Origin of the sequence: Pseudomonas rubra (assembly GCF_028656935.1) — a bacterium.
Taxonomy (GTDB): domain Bacteria; phylum Pseudomonadota; class Gammaproteobacteria; order Pseudomonadales; family Pseudomonadaceae; genus Aquipseudomonas; species Aquipseudomonas rubra.
The window spans coordinates 1-19,485 of the sequence record NZ_JAMDGZ010000047.1; the positions used below are offsets into that span (position 1 = coordinate 1).

21 protein-coding genes are annotated in these 19,485 nt (G+C 61.2%); 11 read left to right on the forward strand and 10 right to left on the reverse strand.

Annotated elements, in window-relative coordinates; all coding sequences use genetic code 11:
• Window positions 1–207 precede the first annotated feature (207 nt).
• Window positions 208–993 (forward strand): sulfite exporter TauE/SafE family protein, encoded by a 786-nt coding sequence (locus M5G17_RS19745; protein WP_130265464.1) that lies wholly within the window; start codon window positions 208–210, stop codon window positions 991–993.
• Window positions 994–1,211: 218 nt separating this feature from the next.
• Window positions 1,212–1,565 (forward strand): hypothetical protein, encoded by a 354-nt coding sequence (locus tag M5G17_RS19750; RefSeq protein WP_273894597.1) that lies wholly within the window; start codon window positions 1,212–1,214, stop codon window positions 1,563–1,565.
• A 135-nt stretch (window positions 1,566–1,700) separates the two neighbouring features.
• Here the strand turns inward: M5G17_RS19750 and M5G17_RS19755 are convergent, their stop codons facing one another.
• Window positions 1,701–2,741: a DUF1176 domain-containing protein gene (locus tag M5G17_RS19755; protein WP_273894598.1), complete on the reverse strand. Its 1,041-nt coding sequence runs from the start codon at window positions 2,739–2,741 to the stop codon at window positions 1,701–1,703.
• 223 nt (window positions 2,742–2,964) lie between these two features.
• Between M5G17_RS19755 and M5G17_RS19760 the strand changes: the two genes are divergently transcribed.
• Entirely contained in the window at window positions 2,965–3,213 is a 249-nt protein-coding gene (locus tag M5G17_RS19760; RefSeq protein WP_273894599.1) for a hypothetical protein, read from the forward strand.
• Window positions 3,214–3,223: 10 nt separating this feature from the next.
• On the opposite strand, the gene M5G17_RS19765 is transcribed toward M5G17_RS19760, so the two are convergent.
• Complete coding sequence (locus M5G17_RS19765) at window positions 3,224–3,886, reverse strand: hypothetical protein (RefSeq protein WP_273894600.1); 663 nt, start codon at window positions 3,884–3,886, stop codon at window positions 3,224–3,226.
• A 370-nt stretch (window positions 3,887–4,256) separates the two neighbouring features.
• Between M5G17_RS19765 and dusA the strand changes: the two genes are divergently transcribed.
• The 3 genes from dusA (at window position 4,257) to M5G17_RS19780 (ending at window position 8,370) form a co-directional block, all read left to right on the forward strand.
• The gene (dusA, locus tag M5G17_RS19770) at window positions 4,257–5,267 is read left to right on the forward strand and encodes a tRNA dihydrouridine(20/20a) synthase DusA (RefSeq protein WP_273894601.1); all 1,011 of its coding nucleotides are present in this window, start codon (window positions 4,257–4,259) and stop codon (window positions 5,265–5,267) included.
• A 125-nt stretch (window positions 5,268–5,392) separates the two neighbouring features.
• Window positions 5,393–6,319, forward strand: coding sequence for a transaldolase (gene tal, locus M5G17_RS19775; protein ID WP_273894602.1), 927 nt, complete (start codon window positions 5,393–5,395; stop codon window positions 6,317–6,319).
• A gap of 146 nt (window positions 6,320–6,465) precedes the next feature.
• A complete protein-coding gene (locus M5G17_RS19780) occupies window positions 6,466–8,370 on the forward strand; it encodes an alkaline phosphatase D family protein (RefSeq protein WP_273894603.1) in 1,905 nt (634 codons plus the stop codon).
• 28 nt (window positions 8,371–8,398) lie between these two features.
• On the opposite strand, the gene rssC is transcribed toward M5G17_RS19780, so the two are convergent.
• Entirely contained in the window at window positions 8,399–8,881 is a 483-nt protein-coding gene (gene rssC, locus M5G17_RS19785) for an anti-sigma factor antagonist RssC (RefSeq protein WP_273894604.1), read from the reverse strand.
• Window positions 8,878–10,062 carry a two-component system response regulator RssB gene (gene rssB / locus M5G17_RS19790; protein WP_273894605.1) on the reverse strand — a complete coding sequence of 395 codons (1,185 nt, stop codon included), beginning with the start codon at window positions 10,060–10,062 and terminating at the stop codon, window positions 8,878–8,880. Before rssB ends, rssC begins: the two co-directional genes overlap by 4 nt.
• 262 nt (window positions 10,063–10,324) lie before the next feature.
• Between rssB and M5G17_RS19795 the strand changes: the two genes are divergently transcribed.
• Window positions 10,325–10,624, forward strand: a complete 300-nt coding sequence (locus tag M5G17_RS19795; protein ID WP_273894606.1) for a PilZ domain-containing protein — start codon at window positions 10,325–10,327, stop codon at window positions 10,622–10,624.
• Between the two features lie 52 nt (window positions 10,625–10,676).
• On the opposite strand, the gene M5G17_RS19800 is transcribed toward M5G17_RS19795, so the two are convergent.
• Window positions 10,677–11,378: an MlaA family lipoprotein gene (locus M5G17_RS19800; protein WP_273894607.1), complete on the reverse strand. Its 702-nt coding sequence runs from the start codon at window positions 11,376–11,378 to the stop codon at window positions 10,677–10,679.
• 191 nt (window positions 11,379–11,569) lie between these two features.
• Between M5G17_RS19800 and M5G17_RS19805 the strand changes: the two genes are divergently transcribed.
• On the forward strand, window positions 11,570–12,127 hold the full coding sequence (locus M5G17_RS19805; protein WP_273894608.1) for an HAD superfamily inactivated hydrolase PcrP: 558 nt from the start codon (window positions 11,570–11,572) through the stop codon (window positions 12,125–12,127).
• A gap of 123 nt (window positions 12,128–12,250) precedes the next feature.
• Window positions 12,251–12,514, forward strand: coding sequence for a DUF4404 family protein (locus M5G17_RS19810; RefSeq protein ID WP_123565405.1), 264 nt, complete (start codon window positions 12,251–12,253; stop codon window positions 12,512–12,514).
• A 45-nt stretch (window positions 12,515–12,559) separates the two neighbouring features.
• Here M5G17_RS19810 and queF read toward each other — a convergent pair whose 3' ends face one another.
• Entirely contained in the window at window positions 12,560–13,390 is an 831-nt protein-coding gene (queF, locus tag M5G17_RS19815) for an NADPH-dependent 7-cyano-7-deazaguanine reductase QueF (protein WP_273894609.1), read from the reverse strand.
• A 68-nt stretch (window positions 13,391–13,458) separates the two neighbouring features.
• The gene (locus M5G17_RS19820; protein WP_273894610.1) at window positions 13,459–13,968 is read right to left on the reverse strand and encodes a cupredoxin domain-containing protein; all 510 of its coding nucleotides are present in this window, start codon (window positions 13,966–13,968) and stop codon (window positions 13,459–13,461) included.
• Window positions 13,969–14,124: 156 nt separating this feature from the next.
• Between M5G17_RS19820 and M5G17_RS19825 the strand changes: the two genes are divergently transcribed.
• Both M5G17_RS19825 and M5G17_RS19830 read left to right on the forward strand, forming a co-directional pair.
• On the forward strand, window positions 14,125–14,805 hold the full coding sequence (locus tag M5G17_RS19825) for a heavy metal response regulator transcription factor (protein WP_273894611.1): 681 nt from the start codon (window positions 14,125–14,127) through the stop codon (window positions 14,803–14,805).
• Window positions 14,802–16,151 carry a heavy metal sensor histidine kinase gene (locus M5G17_RS19830; RefSeq protein WP_273894733.1) on the forward strand — a complete coding sequence of 450 codons (1,350 nt, stop codon included), beginning with the start codon at window positions 14,802–14,804 and terminating at the stop codon, window positions 16,149–16,151. Before M5G17_RS19825 ends, M5G17_RS19830 begins: the two co-directional genes overlap by 4 nt.
• A gap of 75 nt (window positions 16,152–16,226) precedes the next feature.
• Here M5G17_RS19830 and M5G17_RS19835 read toward each other — a convergent pair whose 3' ends face one another.
• From M5G17_RS19835 to M5G17_RS19845, 3 genes are all read right to left on the reverse strand, one after another.
• Complete coding sequence (locus M5G17_RS19835; protein ID WP_273894612.1) at window positions 16,227–17,471, reverse strand: lipoprotein-releasing ABC transporter permease subunit; 1,245 nt, start codon at window positions 17,469–17,471, stop codon at window positions 16,227–16,229.
• A gap of 72 nt (window positions 17,472–17,543) precedes the next feature.
• Window positions 17,544–18,227, reverse strand: coding sequence for a lipoprotein-releasing ABC transporter ATP-binding protein LolD (gene lolD / locus M5G17_RS19840; RefSeq protein ID WP_273894613.1), 684 nt, complete (start codon window positions 18,225–18,227; stop codon window positions 17,544–17,546).
• 7 nt (window positions 18,228–18,234) lie between these two features.
• The gene (locus M5G17_RS19845; RefSeq protein WP_273894614.1) at window positions 18,235–19,485 is read right to left on the reverse strand and encodes a lipoprotein-releasing ABC transporter permease subunit; all 1,251 of its coding nucleotides are present in this window, start codon (window positions 19,483–19,485) and stop codon (window positions 18,235–18,237) included.

The following is a 19,485-nucleotide window of genomic DNA, read 5'->3' on the forward strand; positions in this document are numbered from 1 at the left end:
AGGTACATTGACACGCACCGCGACTGAAAAAAGTAAGGCGCCGTAAGGGCGCAAAGGTGATTCAGCAACACCCGAGAAAATGGATATTCCCATCCATCCCACAGTCAAAGACAGTTATAACCTAATAACGAACAAGTCTATTTAGCTATAAAAAAACCTTTATGCTGGCTGCCATCCGATCACGGGCTCGATGGCATTAGGTTACTTATGGATGTAGGTTCTTTCGGTTTTACCATTGCAGGCCTGGTAGTTGGATTCATCGTCGGCATGACCGGCGTCGGCGGCGGCTCGCTGATGACCCCGATCCTGCTGTGGTTCGGCATCAACCCCGCCACCGCCGTAGGCACCGACCTGCTCTACGCCGCCATCACCAAAGCCAGCGGCGTCTGGGTCCACGGTAAGAACAAGAACATCGACTGGAAAATCACCGGCTGGCTGACCCTCGGCAGCGTCCCCGCCGCCGCCCTGACCTTGTTGTTTCTCGCCAGCCTCGACACCGACACCCAGGCCGCCAACGCCGTCATCAAGCAAGGCCTGGCCGTGGTCCTGGTCCTCACCGCCCTGGCCATCCTGTTCAAAAGCAAACTCCAGGCATTTGCCAGCAAGCACGCCGGCGACCGCTACCACCTGAGCGGTACCAGCCTCAACCTGCTGACCGTGGTCACAGGTGTCCTGCTCGGTGTGATGGTCTCGCTGACCTCCATCGGCGCCGGCGCCCTGGGTACCGTGGCACTGTTCCTGCTCTACCCCTACCTGGTCACCCGCCGCCTGGTCGGCACCGAAATCGCCCACGCCGTGCCCCTGACCCTGGTCGCAGGCCTAGGCCATGCGAGCATGGGCAACATGGACTGGTCGCTGCTCGGCTACCTGCTGCTAGGTTCGCTGCCAGGCATCTACATGGGTAGCCACCTGACCGGCCGGATCTCCGACAGCGTCCTGCGCCCATGCCTGGCCGGCATGCTATTGATGATCGGCTACAAGCTGGCGTTCTGATTCCAGGCGACTTTACTTTGTGGGAGATGTGTCTGGGTGTGGGGGCGGATTCATCCGCGAAAGACTTCATGGCAGTCCCATTCATGGGGCCGCACGGCGAACCTTCGCGGATGAATCCGCTCCTACACCACGGGTCAATCCTGCGAGCACCGCAGCATGGATTGCGACGGTAACGACCGAATCTCGTCGGCTTTGGTAGCGACTTCGAGGAACATCACATGCACAACATCCCTCCTGCACTAGCCGAAAATGTCGGGTTGTTCTGGTACACAGATGCTGAACAGTACCGTAATTTTTTAAGCATCTATGTTGATGCCAAAGCGATGCACGATACGTATGCAGAGTGGCAACGCGACGCGTTGGACCTCGAAATTCGCTTGAGAAACAGTGGTCGCGTGACCATTAGAGTGTGCTCCACACCCGAAGAGTTCAAAACCTGGTGCCGTGCCAGCGGCTTGCCGCTCAATGGCAAAAGCAGGGCCCGGTTCGTCAACCACAAAATTGGATCCGGCACGGTCAAAACAGCCAGTCTGCAAGACGAGATTCGTATTGCTCATCACGGAACTGACTGAATGGCTCGGACTGGCGGTACCGATGAGCCCAGACAGTACTGACCTGTTTTTTGCCGTCGCGACAAAGTTAGCAGGCAACTTCACCCCTTGTGGGAGCCGGCGTTGCCGGCGATGGGCTACGCAGTAGCCTCAGGGTCAATCCTGCGAGCGCCACAAAACTGGCCACTTGTCCGGCCAGCTCCCGCTGCAACTGCCCATCCGCGCCAGCGAGCGCAACTGCATGCGCTCACCATCGAAGCGCCAGCTCTGGTCGATACCACAATCACCGATGCCTCGCGACAGGATGAAACTGCTGAGTACCCCGGTGTCCGGGTCATAGCCCACCGAACCACCGAAATCTCCCCACTGCTCCTCCACCGCAATCTTCTCGAACTGCAAAGCCTTGGCCTGTTCAGGGTGAGCCCGCGACGTGGTGTAAAGCGCGTACTCGCAGTTGTAGGCGCCGCAACCAAAGCGAAAGCTGACCAGCGCCGTCTCCTTGCTCAAGGCATAGGCCTGGGCACTGTCTGGCGTCCAGTCCGTGTCAGGCTCGCGCCAGTCATGGGCAGTCGCGGCCATGACCACCTCACTGATGCGCCGGGCCTCTTCTTCGCCCAGCGGCTCGGGGCGCACGAAGGGCGCCAGCTTCGGCAGCGCTGGTGCGGGCGGTACGCTACTGTCTGGCGCATCACCTGTGCGCACCAAGGCACTGCGATGCCCCACCCGACCCTGCACCGAATCGATCAGCAACAACGAGGCCGTCAAGCCGTTGAGCGAGCTGCCAAGCTCACCATCATTGCTCTGCGAGGTCAGGCGCGCGCCGTTGCGCAAGGCCTTGAGCAAGGCCATGGCCTGCTCGCCGCTGGCGAGCCAGAACACCACGCCATCCTCCTGCGCATCGCTCAACGGCAGCACCAGAGGCTGACCATCGAGCTGCAACGGCGCCTCCAGCGAGCTTCTGCTGTAAATGGTCAATTGCAGCTGGCCATCGATGCCGGCCCCTCGCACCACCTGAATGCCAAGCGGCATGTCAGCCTGGGTATCGGCCGCCAGCGCCGTGCATTGGCGGGTGTTGTCACAGCTCACCACCCAGTCCTTGAGGTGCTGGTACAGCGGCACCGACTCTGCAGTCGTGGCCTGGGCAACGCAAGGCAAGGCCAGCAGGGAGAGAAAGGCTGCATGCAAGGGTGCACTCATGATGAATTCCGTTTCGGGTGGGTGGCGCATTCTAGCGCTGGGCACCCTGAAAGTACTGCTCCATGCTGATGCCTCCATAGCTGTAGGCGGTTGCCCTGACGTCCCACGCGGATCCTCGTCCTTCTCAAGCGTCTGGGCGAGGAATACCCGCGCCTGCGCCTGCACGTGTTGATTCACAAAAGCTCCCTGCAGCACCCGCTGAACCGCGAAACCCTGCACTGGGTTGCCACCGCTGGCTATCGCCCGCTCCGCCTCGGGCATCGCCGGCCTGCAGATGGCCGTGGCAGCGGGGCTGGGCGTGTCGTGCGTCAACGTATCGGTGATCACTGCCGGCATCGAGCCACTAAACGCCAGCCACAGCCTGCCGACCTTGCCCGAAGTGGAGTTCTCGCTGGTCGCGCCGCGTGCCGATGGGCGCGCATTGATTGCCCAGGTGCGCGATGTTCTGACTGGGGAGCTGATCCACCGCTAACATGTAGTGTTCAGAAGGATTCGACAGGCTTCTCTGCCGCCGCTTCGGCTTTTTTCATTTCCAGGTTCGGGAAGGCGAAGCGGATGTACAGCGCCGAGTCAGCCCCCTCACCGGTCAGCATCAGCTCGGCGGAGCGGATGTTATCTGCAGAGCCGTTTAGCAAGGTAGGGACACTGGAGTACTTCTTCGAGGTATCGGCGCCCTCAAGGAAGGTATAAGTGAAATCCCCCGCTGCGACGCCCACTTCTTCATAGCGGGTATACCGGGTCAAATAGTCATCGCGACTACGCGCACTGTTCGCCAGCTCGATCAAATCCAATTGGGTGTTGGCATCCGACATCGAACTCAACATGAAAGTCTTACTCAGTGCTGTCATGGCGTTAGTGTAGAGTTCCTGATCAAAGTCACTGATCAGCGAAACCGTGCTCAGTTTGCCGCCTGCAAACACTAAAGCCAGGGTGAACTTATGGCCGATGAAGTCCACATCATCCTTGCACATGGCAGGAGCGAGAAGATCTTCCGAGCAATCGTAATAGCCTTTGGCTTCGGTATAGGCTGACCGTGGCGAGTCAAAGGCGAAATCCTTGAACAGCTTTGCTTCGGCCATTGCCGACGGGCTGGCGCCGAGGGTGATGGCCAACGCCAATCCGAGAGAACCCATTTTTTTCGACATCAGACATTCCCTTGCAGGTGATCAAAATCTTCATTAATGGCCCAATGCTATCGCATCCTGAGTACTGATGTCCCGGCGTTGCTCCTTGACGTCTTGCAAGCGTCCAGTTTCCTTGACACATGGAAAGAGGCTCAGTAATTTCTCGCCCCCTCCTTTTCAGCTACCTCGGCCGTGCACTACCCAAGCGTTAATTCGTGAAGCGGTCATACACATGCCGACACTTACACGATTGCGCCGGATGGCTGGCCAGCGGGCGAATGTTCCGGACTCTTGGTAGACTATGCCACCTTGTTTTTGCTACGGATCTGCAAGCAGTAACAACCCGTACCGAGCAAAAACACCCCTGATTGCTACAAACGCGTCGTAGAAAATGCCCCTAAAATCCGCCTCAACCCCAGTAAACCTGCGCCCTGAGCCGTCCCGCCGCTTCAGCGTGGCACCCATGATGGACTGGACCGACCGCCACTGCCGGTTCTTCCTGCGCCTGCTCTCCAGCAACGCCCTGCTCTATACCGAAATGGTCACCACCGGTGCGCTACTGCACGGTGACGCCGAGCGCTTCCTGCGTCATAGCGAGGCCGAGCATCCGCTGGCCCTGCAACTGGGCGGCAGTGTGCCAGCAGATTTGGCCGCCTGCGCCAAGCTTGCCCAGACGGCGGGGTATGACGAGGTCAACCTCAACGTCGGCTGCCCGAGCGATCGGGTGCAGAACAATATGATCGGTGCCTGCCTGATGGGCCATCCGGCGCTGGTCGGTGATTGCGTGAAAGCAATGCAGGATGCGGTGCAGATCCCGGTAACGGTCAAGCACCGCATCGGCATCAATGGCCGCGACAGCTATGCCGAACTGTGCGATTTCGTCGGCCAGGTGCGCGACGCCGGTTGCCGCAGTTTTACCGTGCATGCGCGGATCGCGATTCTTGAAGGGCTGTCACCGAAGGAGAACCGCGAGATTCCGCCGCTGCGTTATGACGTCGCCGCGCAATTGAAGGCGGATTTTCCGGACCTTGAGCTGGTGCTCAACGGCGGTATCAAGACCCTGGCCGAATGCCAGGAGCACCTGAAGACGTTCGACGGGGTGATGCTTGGTCGCGAGGCCTACCACAACCCGTATGTACTGGCCGAAGTCGACCAGCAACTGTTCGGCAGCACCGCACCGGTGATCAGCCGCAGCGAAGCACTGGCCAAATTGCGCCCGTACATTGCCGCGCACCTTGCCTGCGGCGGCGCTATGCACCATATCACCCGGCACATTCTGGGCCTGGGCCAGGGCTTCCCGGGGGCACGCAAGTTCCGCCAGTTGCTGTCGGTGGATATTCACAAGAGCAACGACCCGCTGGCCCTGCTCGACCAGGCCGGCGAGCTGTTGCAAGGGCGCTAGCGCCGGAACCTGCGGCCTGTTCGGCACTCGAAGGCTTATCCCCTTCGCCCCGCCTGCCAGCCAGCCCTTGAGCGGCTGGCGGCGCTCGGGTAATGTCGATCCATTGCACAGGACAGAGCACGCCCATGACTTCCAAGCTGGAACAACTCAAGCAGTTCACCACTGTGGTTGCCGACACTGGTGATATCGATGCCATCAGCCGCCTGAAACCGGTCGATGCCACCACCAACCCTTCCCTGCTGCTCAAGGCCGCGGCCATGCCCGGTTATGCCGAGCTGCTCACGCAATCGGTCGAACACAGCAAAGGCGATGTCGGCCTTGCCTGTGATGCCTTTGCCGTGGCGGTTGGCGCCGGCATTCTCAAGGTGATTCCGGGGCGTATCTCCACCGAGGTCGACGCCCGACTGTCTTTCGACCAACCGGCACTGCTGGCCAAGGCCCGGAAACTGATCGCGCTGTACGAGCAGGCCGGCATCGGCCGTGACCGAGTGCTGATCAAGCTGGCCTCGACCTGGGAAGGCATCCGCGCCGCCGAGGTACTGGAGAAGGAAGGCATCCAGACCAACCTGACCCTGCTGTTCTCCTTCGCCCAGGCCCAGGCCTGCGCCGACGCCGGGGTGTTTCTGATTTCGCCGTTCGTGGGCCGCATCTACGACTGGTACAAGAAATCCACCGGCAAGGAGTATGTCGGTGCCGAGGACCCGGGCGTGCAGTCGGTAACGCGCATCTACGACTACTACAAGACCAACGGTTACAACACCGTGGTGATGGGTGCAAGCTTCCGCAATATCGGCCAGATCGAGCAACTGGCCGGCTGTGACCGACTGACTATTAGCCCCGAGCTGCTCCAGCAGTTGAGCGACGACCAGGGCGAACTGCCGCGTTTGCTCAAGCCGGGTAACAACGGCGAAGCGAAGCAGCAACTGAACGAGGCGCAGTTCCGCTGGGCCTCCAACGAAGATGCAATGGCCACCGAGAAACTGGCCGAGGGCATTCGCCAGTTTGCCCGGGACCAGGAAAAACTTGAGGCGTTGTTGGCGGCAAAGGCCTGATACAAATCTGGGTTTGCCAGTGAGGGGTGCAGCGTAGAGCATCTTGTCGGCCTTCAGGGCCTCATCGCGGGTCAAGCCCGCTCCTACAGATCATGTAGGAGCGGGCTTGACCCGCGATGCTTTTGACTTTGCTTTCAGAGATGTTGATGTCTGAATCTTCCGAATTACCCGCAGTACTGGCCGGCCCGTTGCTGCGCCGCCTCGAACCCACGCGGATCGTGTTCTGGCTGGTTGCCTCCAGGCCGCTGCGCCCCGAGCTTGAACTGAGCTGCGCTGGCATCACCGCCACTATCAAGCGCACGGTCGTGCCGATCGGTCGCCACGCCTACGTCCACCTGCTCGACATCAGCCTCGACAGCCCGCTGCCGAGCGATGAGCAGATCGACTACGACCTCATCCTCGATGGCCAGGGCATTGCCCAGTACGCCTCGCACCTGCTGTACCCGGGCGCGCAACGGGCGAATTTCGTCTTGCGCTCACACCTTGAGCACTTGCTCCACGGCTCGTGCCGCAAGCCCCATCACCCGGCAGCCGATGGCCTGCTGTGCGCCGACCGCTGGCTGCTAGAAAACACCGAGCCATTGCAGCGCCCTGCCCTGCTGATGATGAGCGGCGACCAGGTGTATGCCGACGATGTTGCAGGGCCCATGCTGCGAGCCATTCATGGGCTGATCGAACGCCTGGGGCTGTTTGGCGAGCACCTGCAAGGTGCGGTGGTCAATGACAGCGCCGCGCTCTACCAGCACCCGGCCAGCTATTACCACCGCGCCGACCTGCTGCCGGCGCTGGAGAGCAACGAAACCCTGCGCGAGCGTTTTTTCGGTGGCACGCGCAAGCCTATTTTCACCAGCAGCAATGCCGACAACCATTTGGTGACCTTTGCCGAAGTCATGGCCATGTACCTGCTGGTCTGGTCACCGGTGCCCTGGACACTGATACAGACGCAGATGCCGCAAGGCTTAAGCACCCAGCGCCAGACCCGCTATCGCCAGGAACAACAGCTCATCGACACCTTTGTCAACGGCCTGGGCGGCGTCGCTCGGGTACTGGCGCATGTGCCGAGCCTGATGATCTTCGATGACCACGACATTACCGATGACTGGAACCTGTCGGCGCAGTGGGAAGAAACCGCCTACGGCCATCCGTTCTCCAAGCGCATCATTGGCAACGCCCTGCTCGGCTACCTGCTGTGCCAGGGCTGGGGCAACAACCCGGATGCCTTTACCGAGTTGCTGGAGCACTGTCAGGCCTTCAGCCAAAGTGCCGACGCCGATGACTACCTCGACACACCCTTGCAGGATGCCCTGATCGACGAGGTGCTGCGCTTTCAGGGCTGGCAGTTCGTGCTGCCGAGCAGCCCGGCACTGCTGGTGCTGGACACCCGCACCCGGCGCTGGCGCAGCGAAAGCAACTTCAACAAGCCCTCGGGTCTGCTCGACTGGGAAGCCCTCAGCGAATTGCAGCAGGCGCTGCTTGACCACCCTTCGGCAATTATCGTTTCACCGGCACCGATCTTCGGCGTCAAGCTGATCGAGACTGTGCAGCGGGTGTTCAGCTGGTTAGGGTACCCGTTACTGGTGGATGCCGAGAACTGGATGGCCCATCGCGGCGCGGCGCAGGTCATCCTCAACATCTTCCGCCACTCACGCACGCCGGGGCATTATGTGATCCTCTCCGGCGACGTACATTACTCGTTTGTCTACGAGGTGCTGATCCGCCATCGCCAACGCGCCCCGCACCTGTGGCAGATCACCAGCAGCGGTATCAAGAACCAGTTTCCCAAGCGCCTGCTGGACACCTTCGACCGTCTCAACCGCTGGCTGTACTCGCCACGCTCGCCGCTCAACTGGTTTACCAAGCGCCGACAGATGGAGGTGATACCACGCACCCCCAGCCACAGCAAGACCGGCGAGCGGCTGTGGAACAGCGCAGGCCTGGGCCAGGTATTTTTTAACCAGCAGGGGCAGCCGGCACGGATTTTCCAGCTCAACGCCGACGGCAGCGAGGCGACCGAGTTTCCACCACGGGTCGCTGACTTGAAAGAGGTTTGACGGGCGCCAGAACGGCGCCCAGCGCTAATCAGGTACGCTCGAGGGCGTTGACCAGATCGTGGAACGCCTCGCGGTTGGAGTCGTTCAGGCCCATGAGGATCTTGTGCGCCTCCAGCACCTTGGAACGCACCACGTCTTCGCTCTGATCCTGCGACGGCAGGTCGGTCAGGCACTCCGGGCACGGAATCGGCCGGTCAACAATGTTGAACACCTGATCGAAACCCATCGACTGCAACAGCCGGGTGATGTCGGCGTGGGTGGTGACCACCGTTGGCAACAGCCCGACCTTTTGCCGAGACAGGATCGAGAGCTTGGCCAGCAAGCCCAGGGTGGTGCTGTCGATGCTGTGGGTTTCTGTGAGATCGATGACGATCGCCGAAAAATTCAGCGCCGTGAAGATCTTTTCAATCGTCGCATCCAGCGCCGAACACAAGGTCAGGCGCACTTCACCAACAAACTTCAGCACAAAGGTGCCGTTCTGTTCGGCGAACTGGATTCTACCCTTACTCATTGAAGGTTCCTGCTCAACACCAATAGGGCGATATCATCCGGCATCTCCCCAAGCGTAGCTAATCCGAATCGTTGGCGCAGCCCATCCAGACTACCGCCTGCGGCCTTGATGATTTCAGGCAGGGCCGCCTCTTTATCTTTGAGTGTACTACCGGGCAAAAGATCCAGAATGCCATCAGATAGCAGGGTCAGGCTGAATTGAGGCGGCAACTCCAGAACATGGTCCTGGTAGGTGGCCTCCTCGAACAGTCCGACCGGCAACCCGCGACCTTCCAGGTAACGGCTCTGGCCCGGGGTGTAAAGCACTGGCAACGGCAGGTGACCGCCGATGCTGTAGGTCATGATACCGGTATCTTCGTCAATGACCCCGCCGACCATGGTTACATGCTTGCCCAGCTTGCAGTTGATCAGGCCGCGGTTGATGTGCCCGAGCACTTCCGACGGCTTGAAGTCGCGCAAGTTGCCGCCGCGCTTGAACTCGAACAACAGACGGGTGGTCATGAATTTCAGCAGCACGGTGACGAACGCCGATGAAGCACCGTGCCCGGAAACGTCTGCCAGGTAGAAGGCAATACGCCGCTCATCCACCCGGAAATAGTCGGCGAAGTCGCCTGACAAATACAGCGACGGAATGATCTGGTGCTCGAACGACAGGTCGTCGACCACCCAGGGGCTTTCCGGCAGCATGTTCATCTGCACCTGGCGCCCCGCCGTCTGGTCTTCCTGCAACAGGTGCAGGCTGGCCTCAAGCTCGCGGTTGGCGGTTTCCAGTTTTTCCCGGTAACGCTGGTTTTCCAGCACCAGGCGGGCCCGGTCCAGCGCCCGGCGCACCGAATGCTCGAGCACAGCCAGGTCTTCCAGCGGCTTGATCAGGTAATCCGCCGCCCCCAGGCGCAGGGCCTCGACCGCGTCGTTCATCACCCCGGCACCCGACACCACGATAACCGGCAATTCCGGCGCACGCTCGGTCACCTGCCGAATCAGCTCAAGTCCGCCCATTTGCGGCATGCGCAGATCGCAGATCACAAGATCAGGGTGTTCCTGTTCGAAGACCTGAAGGCCCTGCTGGCCATTGCTTGCCTGCAGGACGCTGAAACCACTGTCTTCCAGATAGGCGGCCAGACTCGCACGTACGACGTCGTCGTCATCGATGATCAGCAGCGTTGCACTGGTTTTCTGCATGTGGGCAAACGGCGCCAGGAATAGGTTGGGTGTAGGTGAGCATGGGCCCACGTACTGGGTTCACTTCAAGCTACTCTTCTATGAGTTGTAGGACATGAAAACCTGTCCGGCAAATAACAGAGGTGCCTTGTAAGGCGCAGACGGTACTCCCATCCGCCGGGCGTTTCAAGGGCACACCGGTGGTCTGCGCTGCTCTTTGCAGCTGAAAGCACCGGGAGTTATAAAAACCTCTTCAACCGCAACCCAATGAAAGGATGCAGACATGAGCTCAGGGTGCCTGGACTATAGCGAGAAGCGCGATTTCATTCGCATGCGGGTGGAGGCCGATGTAAGTCTGATCCACCAGGGTCAGGTCATCTCGGCCGTCTGCCTGGACCTCTCCAGCAGCGGCCTGCAGGTTCAGGCACCGCGTAGGTTCGAGGTTGGCGATACCCTCGAGGTACGCATTGACTCGGATCACCCAGCATTGAAAGGGCTGGAAGCGAGCACCGAGGTGGTCTGGGTCGCCGATCAGTCAGGAGGCAAACAAAAGCTCGGCCTGCGCATCCTCAGCATGAAATAAATGCAGACACAAAAAAGGCGACCCTGAGGTCGCCTCTGCTTTAACGCATTGATCAGAAGTCGTCGACGACTTCGCCATCTTTGACCTTGAATTCGCGGTTCTGCAGATACGCATTGCGAATGAAGATGTACTTGTCACCATTGATCAGTTTTTCTGCCGACAGCAGGCTGGCACGGGTGTCGACCACATCAACGGCAATCGCGGTGTTGCGGGTCGGAATATGGTCGATATAGCGGTAGGGTTCGGTGTAGGTGTCCGGGTATTTGGCGATGGCATCGCGCACGGTGCTTGGGCCGAGCAACGGCAGCATCACGTACGGGCCGCTACTCACGCCCCAGTAGCCGAGGGTCTGGCCAAAATCTTCGTCATTGCGCTGCAGGCCCATCTTGGTGCCGACATCAAAGAAGCCGCCCAGGCCGAAGGTGGTGTTGACGATCATCCGCGCGGTGTCGACGCCAGCCGCGTGCGGTTTGAGCTGCAGGACGTTGTTGGCCAGATTGGTGACATCGCCCAGGTTGCGGAACATGTTGTGGATGCCGTCTTCGAGGAACTGCGGGGTGACCGCCTGGTAACCCTTGGCCAGTGGTTTGAGGGCATAGGTGTCGACCGTGTCGTTGAAGCGGAAGATCGGCCGGTTGACGCTTTCCCATGGATCTTCTTCAGTCGCCGCCTGGGTTGCGACTGCTGGCGCCAACAGTAGACCGGCACAGACACAGGCCCGGGTCATCCGATCAATCAGGCCGATCCTACGCATAGAATTACTCCTCGAACTGGGGCAGACGCCTCGCGTCCTACGCCGAAAAATGAAGCAAGTATAATGCCTCTGCTGCTGTTAAGCAGCCTGGCATAAACAGCGTCGCAAAATTGTGAACAAGTGTGTAGCCGTCGCGTCACCAGAAGGTCACAAACCCAGCGTAGCCTGCAGGTTATTTCAGGGACGTTGCCATGCCAGACTCCCCCGCCATTACCGCCCTGCTCTTTGGCCTGCGCGGATGCCTTGTTGATCTGCACGCCACCCCTGAATCCCCCCACCCTACCCCGGGTGCGCTACCCGTCCTTGACTGGCTGAACCAGCAGAAGGTGCCTTGTGCCTGGTTAGATGAGCTGCCGGCCGCAGACGGCACACTGCTGGCCAGCGCCTTGCCGGCCTGGCTCCAGGCCTGCCCGGACTGCGCAATACCGTGGCCGGCGCCAGACGCCTGCTGGCGGGCATTGATGGGACTCAAGGCAGAAAGACTCGAAGGTTGCGTGCTGGTCAGTGGCGAGCCGCGCCTACTGCAATCGGCCCTTAACGCGGGGCTGTGGACCATCGGCCTGGCCAGTTGCGGGCGCAGCAGCCGCCAGTGGCAGACGCTCAGCCCCCAGGAGCAGGAACGCAAGCGTGGGCAAGCCACCGTGCAACTGTTCAGCCTTGGCGTGCATTCGGTGATCGATCACCTGGAAGCCCTGGCCGACTGCCTGACAGATATCGGCCAGCGCCGGCGCAAAGGCGAAAAACCCTGAAACAGCGGTGTTGATCCGGGTCATGCAAAGCGCTGCCGGGTGGATTACTCTGTAGGCATGGCATGGACCTTTCGCCGGATGACGAGGTCCATGGCTGTGCCTATCCATAGAGGGAGAACACCCATGCCTGCCCGCGAACTGCAACAGCAACTCAACGAGCTGCGCGAGCAACTGGAGCAGAATCCACCGCTTTCAGAAGAAGAGCGCGAACACCTGCATGAGCTGATGCGGCAAATCGAAGCCAAGCTCGAACTGGAAGCGGCAAGCCCAGACAACGATCTGGTCGATAGCGTCAACCTGGCAGTGGAAACCTTTGAAGCTAACCATCCCAGTTTGACCGGAATCCTGCGCAGGCTCGCCGTAAGCTTGCATAGCATGGGCATCTAAGCCCACCCGAATAGAAAAGCCCCGTCATCGAACGGGGCTTTTTCGTTACTGGCGAACCAGTCGCAGGTTCTGCTGGGTCACCTGCCCGGTGCTGCGGTACGGGTTGATGTCCAACCCGCCGCGGCGCACATAACGGGCGTAGACCGTCAGGTGCTCGGGGTTGAGCAGGTTCTTGAGGTCAAGGTAGATACGCTCGACGCACTGCTCATGAAAGTCCGCATGCTGGCGGAAGCTGATCAGGTAGGTCAGCAGGCTGGCATGATCCAGCGCCGCGCCGCGGTATTCCACGGTAACGCTGCCCCAGTCTGGCTGGCCAGTGACCGGGCAGTTGGACTTGAGCAAATGGCTGTGCAGGGTTTCTTCAACAATCTTGGCGCTGTCGCAACGCAGCAGCTCCGGCTGAGGCTGTTCATAGTTGCTGATGCTGATATCCAGCTCGTCGATGCACACGCCCGGCAAGCCAACCACGCCCTGCCCTTCAACCTCAGTCAGGCTGCGGATCTGCACGCCGACCGGCTTGCCGGCGGCAGCGGACAGGTCCTTGACCAGGCACGCCTGCAGCGCAGCAGGCGATTCGAACACGGTCTGGTTCAGCGAGTTTAGGTACAACTTGAACGACTTCGACTCGATGATGTTCGGCGAATCGGCAGGAATGGCGAACTCGCCAATGGCCACCACCGGTTTGCCCGACGACAGCAGCCAGGACAGCTCGAAGCAGTTCCAGAAGTCGACACCCTGCCATGGCAGGGTCTGGGCGCTGACACCCAGCTCGGCCCATTTCGCCGCCCGCGGGATCGGGAAAAGCAGCGAAGGGGTGTAAGTAGCGACGTATTCGCTGGACTTACCCAGCGGAGAATGTTCGGCGGCAGGATGCATGGCTAAAACCTGTAGGAGCAAATACGCCTAGTTTATCGGTTTTAGGCCATGCATAGGGCAATCGACTGCTATTGGCCGATGGTCAGCTTGCCAACCATGCCCGCCTGATAGTGGCCGGGGACATTGCAGGCAAACTCGATCGGCGTTGACTGACTGAAAGTCCAGGTCAGTTCGGCGCGTTTGCCCGGCTCGACCATCACCGTGTTCGGGTCGTCGTGCTGCATGCCCGCGCCCTGGCTCATGCTGCCGTGGTCCATACCACCGTGGCCCATGGCCGAATGGTCCATCTGGCCCTGCATGGCGATCATTTCTTGTTGGTGCTTGGCATGAATCACGGCATCGCCAAGGCTGAACTCATGGACGACCGCGCCCTTGTTGACCAGCGCAAAGCGCACGGTTTCCCCGGCTTTGACCTCAAGGCTGCGCGGCTCGTAGTACATGTCGCCCATCACCACCTCGACTGTGCGCGTGGCCTTGGCCGCCGCAGCCGGCTGACCGAAGGCGTAGGAAGGCGCGGGCGATGCCAGGGCTGGCAGGCTGAACAGCGCCAGGGCGCCAACGATCATAAGGTGTTTCATTTCAAGCCCACTCCAGGGTTGCTACGGTTCGGGCTTCACTGTAGAAAGCCGCCGCTGGCAGTCACCTGACAAAAAGATTACAACTTTGTCAGCTTGGCCATCCACCCCGCCCGGCGCGGTATAACCCTCCGGCAATCCACGCAAAAGAGCCAGCCGATGAAACTGTTGATCGTCGAAGACCAGACCAAGACCGGCCAGTACCTGTGCCAGGGCCTCAGCGAAGCAGGCTTCGCCACCGAGCTTGCCAGCGACGGCAACACCGGTCAGCACCTGGCCCTGACCGGCGACTACGACCTGCTGATCCTCGATGTCATGCTGCCCGGCCGCAATGGTTGGCAGATCCTCCAGGCCGTGCGTGCCGCAGGCCTGGAAATCCCGGTGCTGTTCCTCACCGCCCGCGACGCCGTCGAAGACCGCGTACATGGCCTGGAACTGGGCGCCGACGACTACCTGGTCAAGCCTTTCGCCTTCTCCGAGCTGCTGGCGCGAGTGCGTAGCCTGCTGCGGCGTGGCAGCAGCCCGGCGCAGGAAACCACCCTGGGCCTTGCCGACCTGCGCCTGGACCTGATCCGTCGCCGGGTCGAACGCACAGGCCAGCGCATCGACCTGACCGCCAAGGAGTTCGCCCTGCTCGAGCTGCTGTTGCGCCGTCAGGGCGAAGTGCTGCCCAAATCCTTGATCGCCTCTCAAGTCTGGGACATGAACTTCGACAGCGACACCAATGTCATCGAAGTGGCGATCCGCCGACTGCGCCTGAAAATCGACGACAGTCACGACAACAAGCTGATCCATACCGTGCGCGGCATGGGTTATGTGCTCGAAGAGCGCAGCGCCTGATGCGCCGCCTGTCCCTGGGCAGCCGCCTGGCACTGCTGTTTGCCGCCTGTACGGCAGTGGTATCGCTGAGCGCCGGGCTGCTCTTCAGCCGCGCCAGCGCCACCCACTTCATCGAGCTCGACCAGCAATTGCTCAACAGTCGCCTGTCGCTGCTACGGCAAATGCTCGACGGCGTGCACGACCCCGCCAGCCTGGCGCCACGCCTGCCTGCCCTACAGACCGAACTCAGCCATCAGGCCGACTTGGCCGTGCGCATTCGCGGCCATGACGGGCGCATCTGGTTCGACAGCCAGGCGGACCTGCCGGATGTACCACAGGTGCTCGGGCTCAGCACCCTGCACAGCAGCGGCACCGACTACCGCAGCCTGTGCGTCCAGCTCAACGACGGCGACGCACAGCTAACGCTGTTTCTCGACATCACCCACCATCAGCATTTTCTCCAGCGCATGCAGCAGCTGATCTGGCTTACCGTCGGCCTCTCGGCGTTGGCTACCGCACTGCTCGGCGCCTGGGCCGCGCGCAGTGGGCTGCGACCGTTACGGAAAATGGGTGAAGTGGCCTCCGGGGTGTCAGCGCGGTCATTGACCACACGCCTGCCCGAAGGGCAGATGCCGGTGGAGCTGGCGGAACTGGCGCGGACCGTCAACGCCATGCTCGAACGCCTGGACGATGCCTTCCAGCGTCTGTCGGCGTTTTCCGCCGACATTGCCCACGAACTGCGCACACCACTGTCGAACCTGCTGACCCACACCCAGGTAACCCTGACCCGGCCGCGCAACCTGGATGAATACCGCGAGGCGCTGCACAGCAACCTCGAAGAGCTGCAATGGATGGCGCAACTGGTCAACGACATGCTTTACCTGGCTAAGGCAGACCACGGTTTGCTGATGCCCAGCCGTCAGCAACTGGCGCTTGAGGATGAGACCGATGCCTTGCTCGAGTACTACGCGCCCTTGGCCGAAGAGGCCGACGTAAAGTTGAATCGCGAGGGGCAGGCGCCCTTGCACGGCGACCGGCATATGTTGCGCCGGGCGCTGTCCAACCTGCTGGACAATGCCTTGCGCTTTACCCCGGCCGGCGGCGAGATACGCGTGACGATTGAACGATCGGAGGGTTTGGTGCGCCTGCAGGTGGCCAACCGGGGTGAGCCGATTGACCCGGCGTTGCTGCCAAAGCTGTTTGATCGTTTCTACCGCGCAGACCCGGCGCGGCGCGAGGGCAGCAGCGAGCATGCCGGGCTGGGGCTGGCGATTACCCGCTCGATTGTGCAGGCCCATGGGGGGAGTATTCGTGCAGAGTCGGCCGAAGGCTGGACGCGCTTTGTGATCGATTTGCCGACGGTGTGAATGCTATCGCAGGGCAAGTCGGGGCGCCGCATCGCCGCTCCCACAGCGGGAGCGGGCTTGCCCCGCGATCAGCGATCACTCATAACGCAAGGCGTACGCCGGCTCTACCTGAGAGGCCCGCCACGCCGGATACAGCGTCGCCAGGAAGCTCATGATCAGGCCGGCGCTGCAGATCAGCGCCACATCACCCCACTGCAACTCGGACGGCAAGGTACTGATGAAGTACACGTCCGAGGTAAAGATGTGCTGGCCGCTGACCCGCTCCAGCCAACCGACGATCTGGCTGACATTCAACGCCGCGATCACCCCCAGCACGCCGCCGATCAGGGTACCGACGATACCGATCAGGCTGCCCTGGACCATGAAGGTACCCATGATCTGCGCCGGTGTTGCACCAATGGTGCGCAGGATGGCGATGTCGGCGCCCTTGTCGTTGACCACCATGATCAGCGTGGCAATGATGTTGAACGCCGCCACGGCGATGATCAGCAGCAGCAACAGGCCAATCATGGTTTTTTCCATCTTCATTGCGCTGAACAGGCTGCCCTGGGTGTGGGTCCAGTCATCGGCGCGGTACTGCTCGCCAAGGCTTGTGGTGATGGCCTTGGACACCTGCGGTGCGGCGTACAGGTCCTTGACCTTGAGGCGCACACCCTGCACCTGGTTAGGGGCCCAGCGTTGCATCTGCGCGGCATCGGCCATGTGCATCAGGCCCAGCGAGCCATCGAGCTCGGCGCCGACCTTGAACACCCCGACCACGTTCAGGCGCTGCATGCGCGGCGTGATACCGCCCGGCGCGCTGCTGACTTCCGGCACAATCAGGGTCAGTTTGTCGCCGACATTCAGGCGAAAACGCCGCGCGGTGATTTCACCGATGACCACGCCGAACTCGCCTGGTTTGAGGTCTTCAAGGCTGCCCCGAACGATATGCTGGGCCACGATCGAGACCTTGCCCTCCTCGGCCGGGTCGATGCCGCTGACCTGGATCGGCTGCATCGAGCCCTTGTAGGAGAGCATGCCCTCCATCTCGGTCAGTGGCGCAGCGGCGATCACTTCGGGGTTCTTCAGGGCTTGGGCCGCCACCGGCCGCCAGTCATCCAGCGGCTGGGCACCCAGGACACTGGCGTGCGGCACCATGCCAAGAATGCGCGAACTCATTTCGCGCTGGAAGCCGTTCATCACCGACAGCACCACGATCATCGCCAGTACGCCCAGGGACAAGCCGATCATCGAGGTCATGGAAATGAACGAGATGAAATGGTTGCGGCGCTTGGCGCGGGTATAGCGGGCGCCGATGAAAATAGACAAGGGTCTGAACATGAGTGAAAGCACCCGGGTAAAGAAAAGGAACCAGGTGCCCGCCTGACGTCGACGGGCACAGTGCACGGGCAATCAGATCGGTACCAGGTGCCCGTCTTCCAGGCGCAGCACGCGGTCCATCTGGCGCGCCAGGTTGAGGTCGTGGGTCACCACCAGAAAGGCCGTTTGCGAGGACGTGCTGAGCTCCTGCATCAAGTCCTGGATGCCCTGGGCCGTGTGATGGTCGAGGTTGCCGGTAGGCTCGTCGAGCATCACCAGCCCCGGACGGTTGACCAGCGCCCGGGCGATGGCCACGCGCTGGCGCTCACCACCGGACAGCTCGGCCGGTTTGTGGCTCAGGCGATGGCCCAGACCCACACGTTTGAGCAGCGCTTCGGCGCGCTCGCGGGCCTCGGGGATGGCCGTGCGGCCGATTAGCAGCGGCATGCACACGTTCTCCAGCGCGGTGAACTCCGGCAGCAGGTGGTGGAACTGGTAGACGAAGCCCAGGGCACGGTTGCGCAGCAGGCCACGGGCGCGCTCGCCCAACGCCGAGAGCTCTTCGCCGGCCAGCCAGACGCTGCCTTCGGTCGGCGTATCGAGGCCGCCGAGCAGATTGAGCAAGGTACTCTTGCCCGAACCTGAACTGCCGACGATCGCCACCCGCTCGCCCGGGTGCAGCTCCAGTTGCAGGCCGGACAACACCTGGACCTTCTCCGGACCTTCCTCGTAGGACTTGCCCAGGTTGCGGCAACTCAGCACTGCTTTATCACTCATGCCCAACTCACTCATAACGTAGCGCCTCCGCAGGCTGGGTGCGTGCCGCACGCCAGGCCGGATACAGGGTGGCGAGGAAACTCAGGATCAATGCCGCACCGCAGACCATCCACACGTCTTCGGCCATGATCTGCGAAGGCAGGTAGTCGATGAAGTAGACGTCGGCATTGAGGAACTTGTGCCCGATCAGGGTCTCGATGCCGGCAATAGCGGCACTGACATTGAGCGCGGCGAAAATACCCACCAGCGCCCCGATCAGGGTACCGACCACGCCAATCACCGTGCCCTGGACCATGAAGATGGCCATGATCTGCCCGGGCGTCGAGCCCAGGGTGCGCAAGATGGCGATATCGCCCTTCTTGTCGTTGACCACCATTACCAGGGTAGAAATGATGTTGAACGCCGCCACCGCGACAATCAGCAGCAACAGCAGGCCGATCATGGCTTTTTCCATGCGGATCGCCTGGTACAGGTTGCCGTGGCTGCGGGTCCAGTCGCGGGCGTAGAACTCCTGCTCGCCCAGCTTCTGGGCGATGTCCCAGGCCACTCGCGGGGCCTGGAACAGGTCATCGAATTTCAGGCGCAGGCCCTGGACCTGGTCGGCCTTCCAGCGGTGCAGGCGGGACAGGTCGGACAGGTTGGTCAGGCCCAGGTAGCCGTCGATTTCACCGGCGCCGACATGAAAGATGCCGACCACGGTAAAGCGCTTCATGCGCGGGAACATCCCGGCCGGGGTCACGGTGACCTCGGGGGCGACGAAGGTCAGCTTGTCGCCGACGCCGACGCCCAGCTTGGTGGCGGCCTTGTCACCGATCATGATGCCGAAGCCGCCGGGGGCCAGGTCATCGAGCTTACCCTCGCGGATAAAGTCATCGATGATCGAGACCTGGCGCTCCTGGGCCGGATCGATGCCGTTGAGCAGCACCTTCTGTACCTTGCCGTCATGGGTCAGCAGGCCCTGCATCTGGGTGAAGGGCGCCACCGCCAGAACCTGCGGGTTCTGCTTTACTTGACTGGCAAGGGCGGGCCAGTCGTTGATCGGCTGGCCGGTTTCCAGAGTGGCATGGGGCACCATGCCCAACACCCGGGTGCGCATCTCGTGATCGAAGCCATTCATCACCGACAACACCACGATCATCACGACAACGCCCAGGGCGAGGCCGATCATCGAGGTCAGGGAAATGAACGAGACGAAGTGGTTGCGACGCTTGGCACGGGTATAACGCGTGCCGATGAATACGAAGAGAGGTCTGAACAT

Bases quoted from the DNA above. Each gene is read 5' to 3' on its own strand.
- M5G17_RS19745 (WP_130265464.1), top strand. From the start codon at position 208: ATGGATGTAGGTTCTTTCGGTTTTACCATTGCAGGCCTGGTAGTTGGA.
- M5G17_RS19750 (WP_273894597.1), top strand. From the start codon at position 1,212: ATGCACAACATCCCTCCTGCACTAGCCGAAAATGTCGGGTTGTTCTGG.
- M5G17_RS19755 (WP_273894598.1), bottom strand. From the start codon at position 2,741: ATGAGTGCACCCTTGCATGCAGCCTTTCTCTCCCTGCTGGCCTTGCCT.
- M5G17_RS19765 (WP_273894600.1), bottom strand. From the start codon at position 3,886: ATGTCGAAAAAAATGGGTTCTCTCGGATTGGCGTTGGCCATCACCCTC.
- dusA (WP_273894601.1), top strand. From the start codon at position 4,257: ATGCCCCTAAAATCCGCCTCAACCCCAGTAAACCTGCGCCCTGAGCCG.
- tal (WP_273894602.1), top strand. From the start codon at position 5,393: ATGACTTCCAAGCTGGAACAACTCAAGCAGTTCACCACTGTGGTTGCC.
- M5G17_RS19780 (WP_273894603.1), top strand. From the start codon at position 6,466: ATGTCTGAATCTTCCGAATTACCCGCAGTACTGGCCGGCCCGTTGCTG.
- rssC (WP_273894604.1), bottom strand. From the start codon at position 8,881: ATGAGTAAGGGTAGAATCCAGTTCGCCGAACAGAACGGCACCTTTGTG.
- rssB (WP_273894605.1), bottom strand. From the start codon at position 10,062: ATGCAGAAAACCAGTGCAACGCTGCTGATCATCGATGACGACGACGTC.
- M5G17_RS19795 (WP_273894606.1), top strand. From the start codon at position 10,325: ATGAGCTCAGGGTGCCTGGACTATAGCGAGAAGCGCGATTTCATTCGC.
- M5G17_RS19800 (WP_273894607.1), bottom strand. From the start codon at position 11,378: ATGCGTAGGATCGGCCTGATTGATCGGATGACCCGGGCCTGTGTCTGT.
- M5G17_RS19805 (WP_273894608.1), top strand. From the start codon at position 11,570: ATGCCAGACTCCCCCGCCATTACCGCCCTGCTCTTTGGCCTGCGCGGA.
- M5G17_RS19810 (WP_123565405.1), top strand. From the start codon at position 12,251: ATGCCTGCCCGCGAACTGCAACAGCAACTCAACGAGCTGCGCGAGCAA.
- queF (WP_273894609.1), bottom strand. From the start codon at position 13,390: ATGCATCCTGCCGCCGAACATTCTCCGCTGGGTAAGTCCAGCGAATAC.
- M5G17_RS19820 (WP_273894610.1), bottom strand. From the start codon at position 13,968: ATGAAACACCTTATGATCGTTGGCGCCCTGGCGCTGTTCAGCCTGCCA.
- M5G17_RS19825 (WP_273894611.1), top strand. From the start codon at position 14,125: ATGAAACTGTTGATCGTCGAAGACCAGACCAAGACCGGCCAGTACCTG.
- M5G17_RS19835 (WP_273894612.1), bottom strand. From the start codon at position 17,471: ATGTTCAGACCCTTGTCTATTTTCATCGGCGCCCGCTATACCCGCGCC.
- lolD (WP_273894613.1), bottom strand. From the start codon at position 18,227: ATGAGTGATAAAGCAGTGCTGAGTTGCCGCAACCTGGGCAAGTCCTAC.
- M5G17_RS19845 (WP_273894614.1), bottom strand. From the start codon at position 19,485: ATGTTCAGACCTCTCTTCGTATTCATCGGCACGCGTTATACCCGTGCC.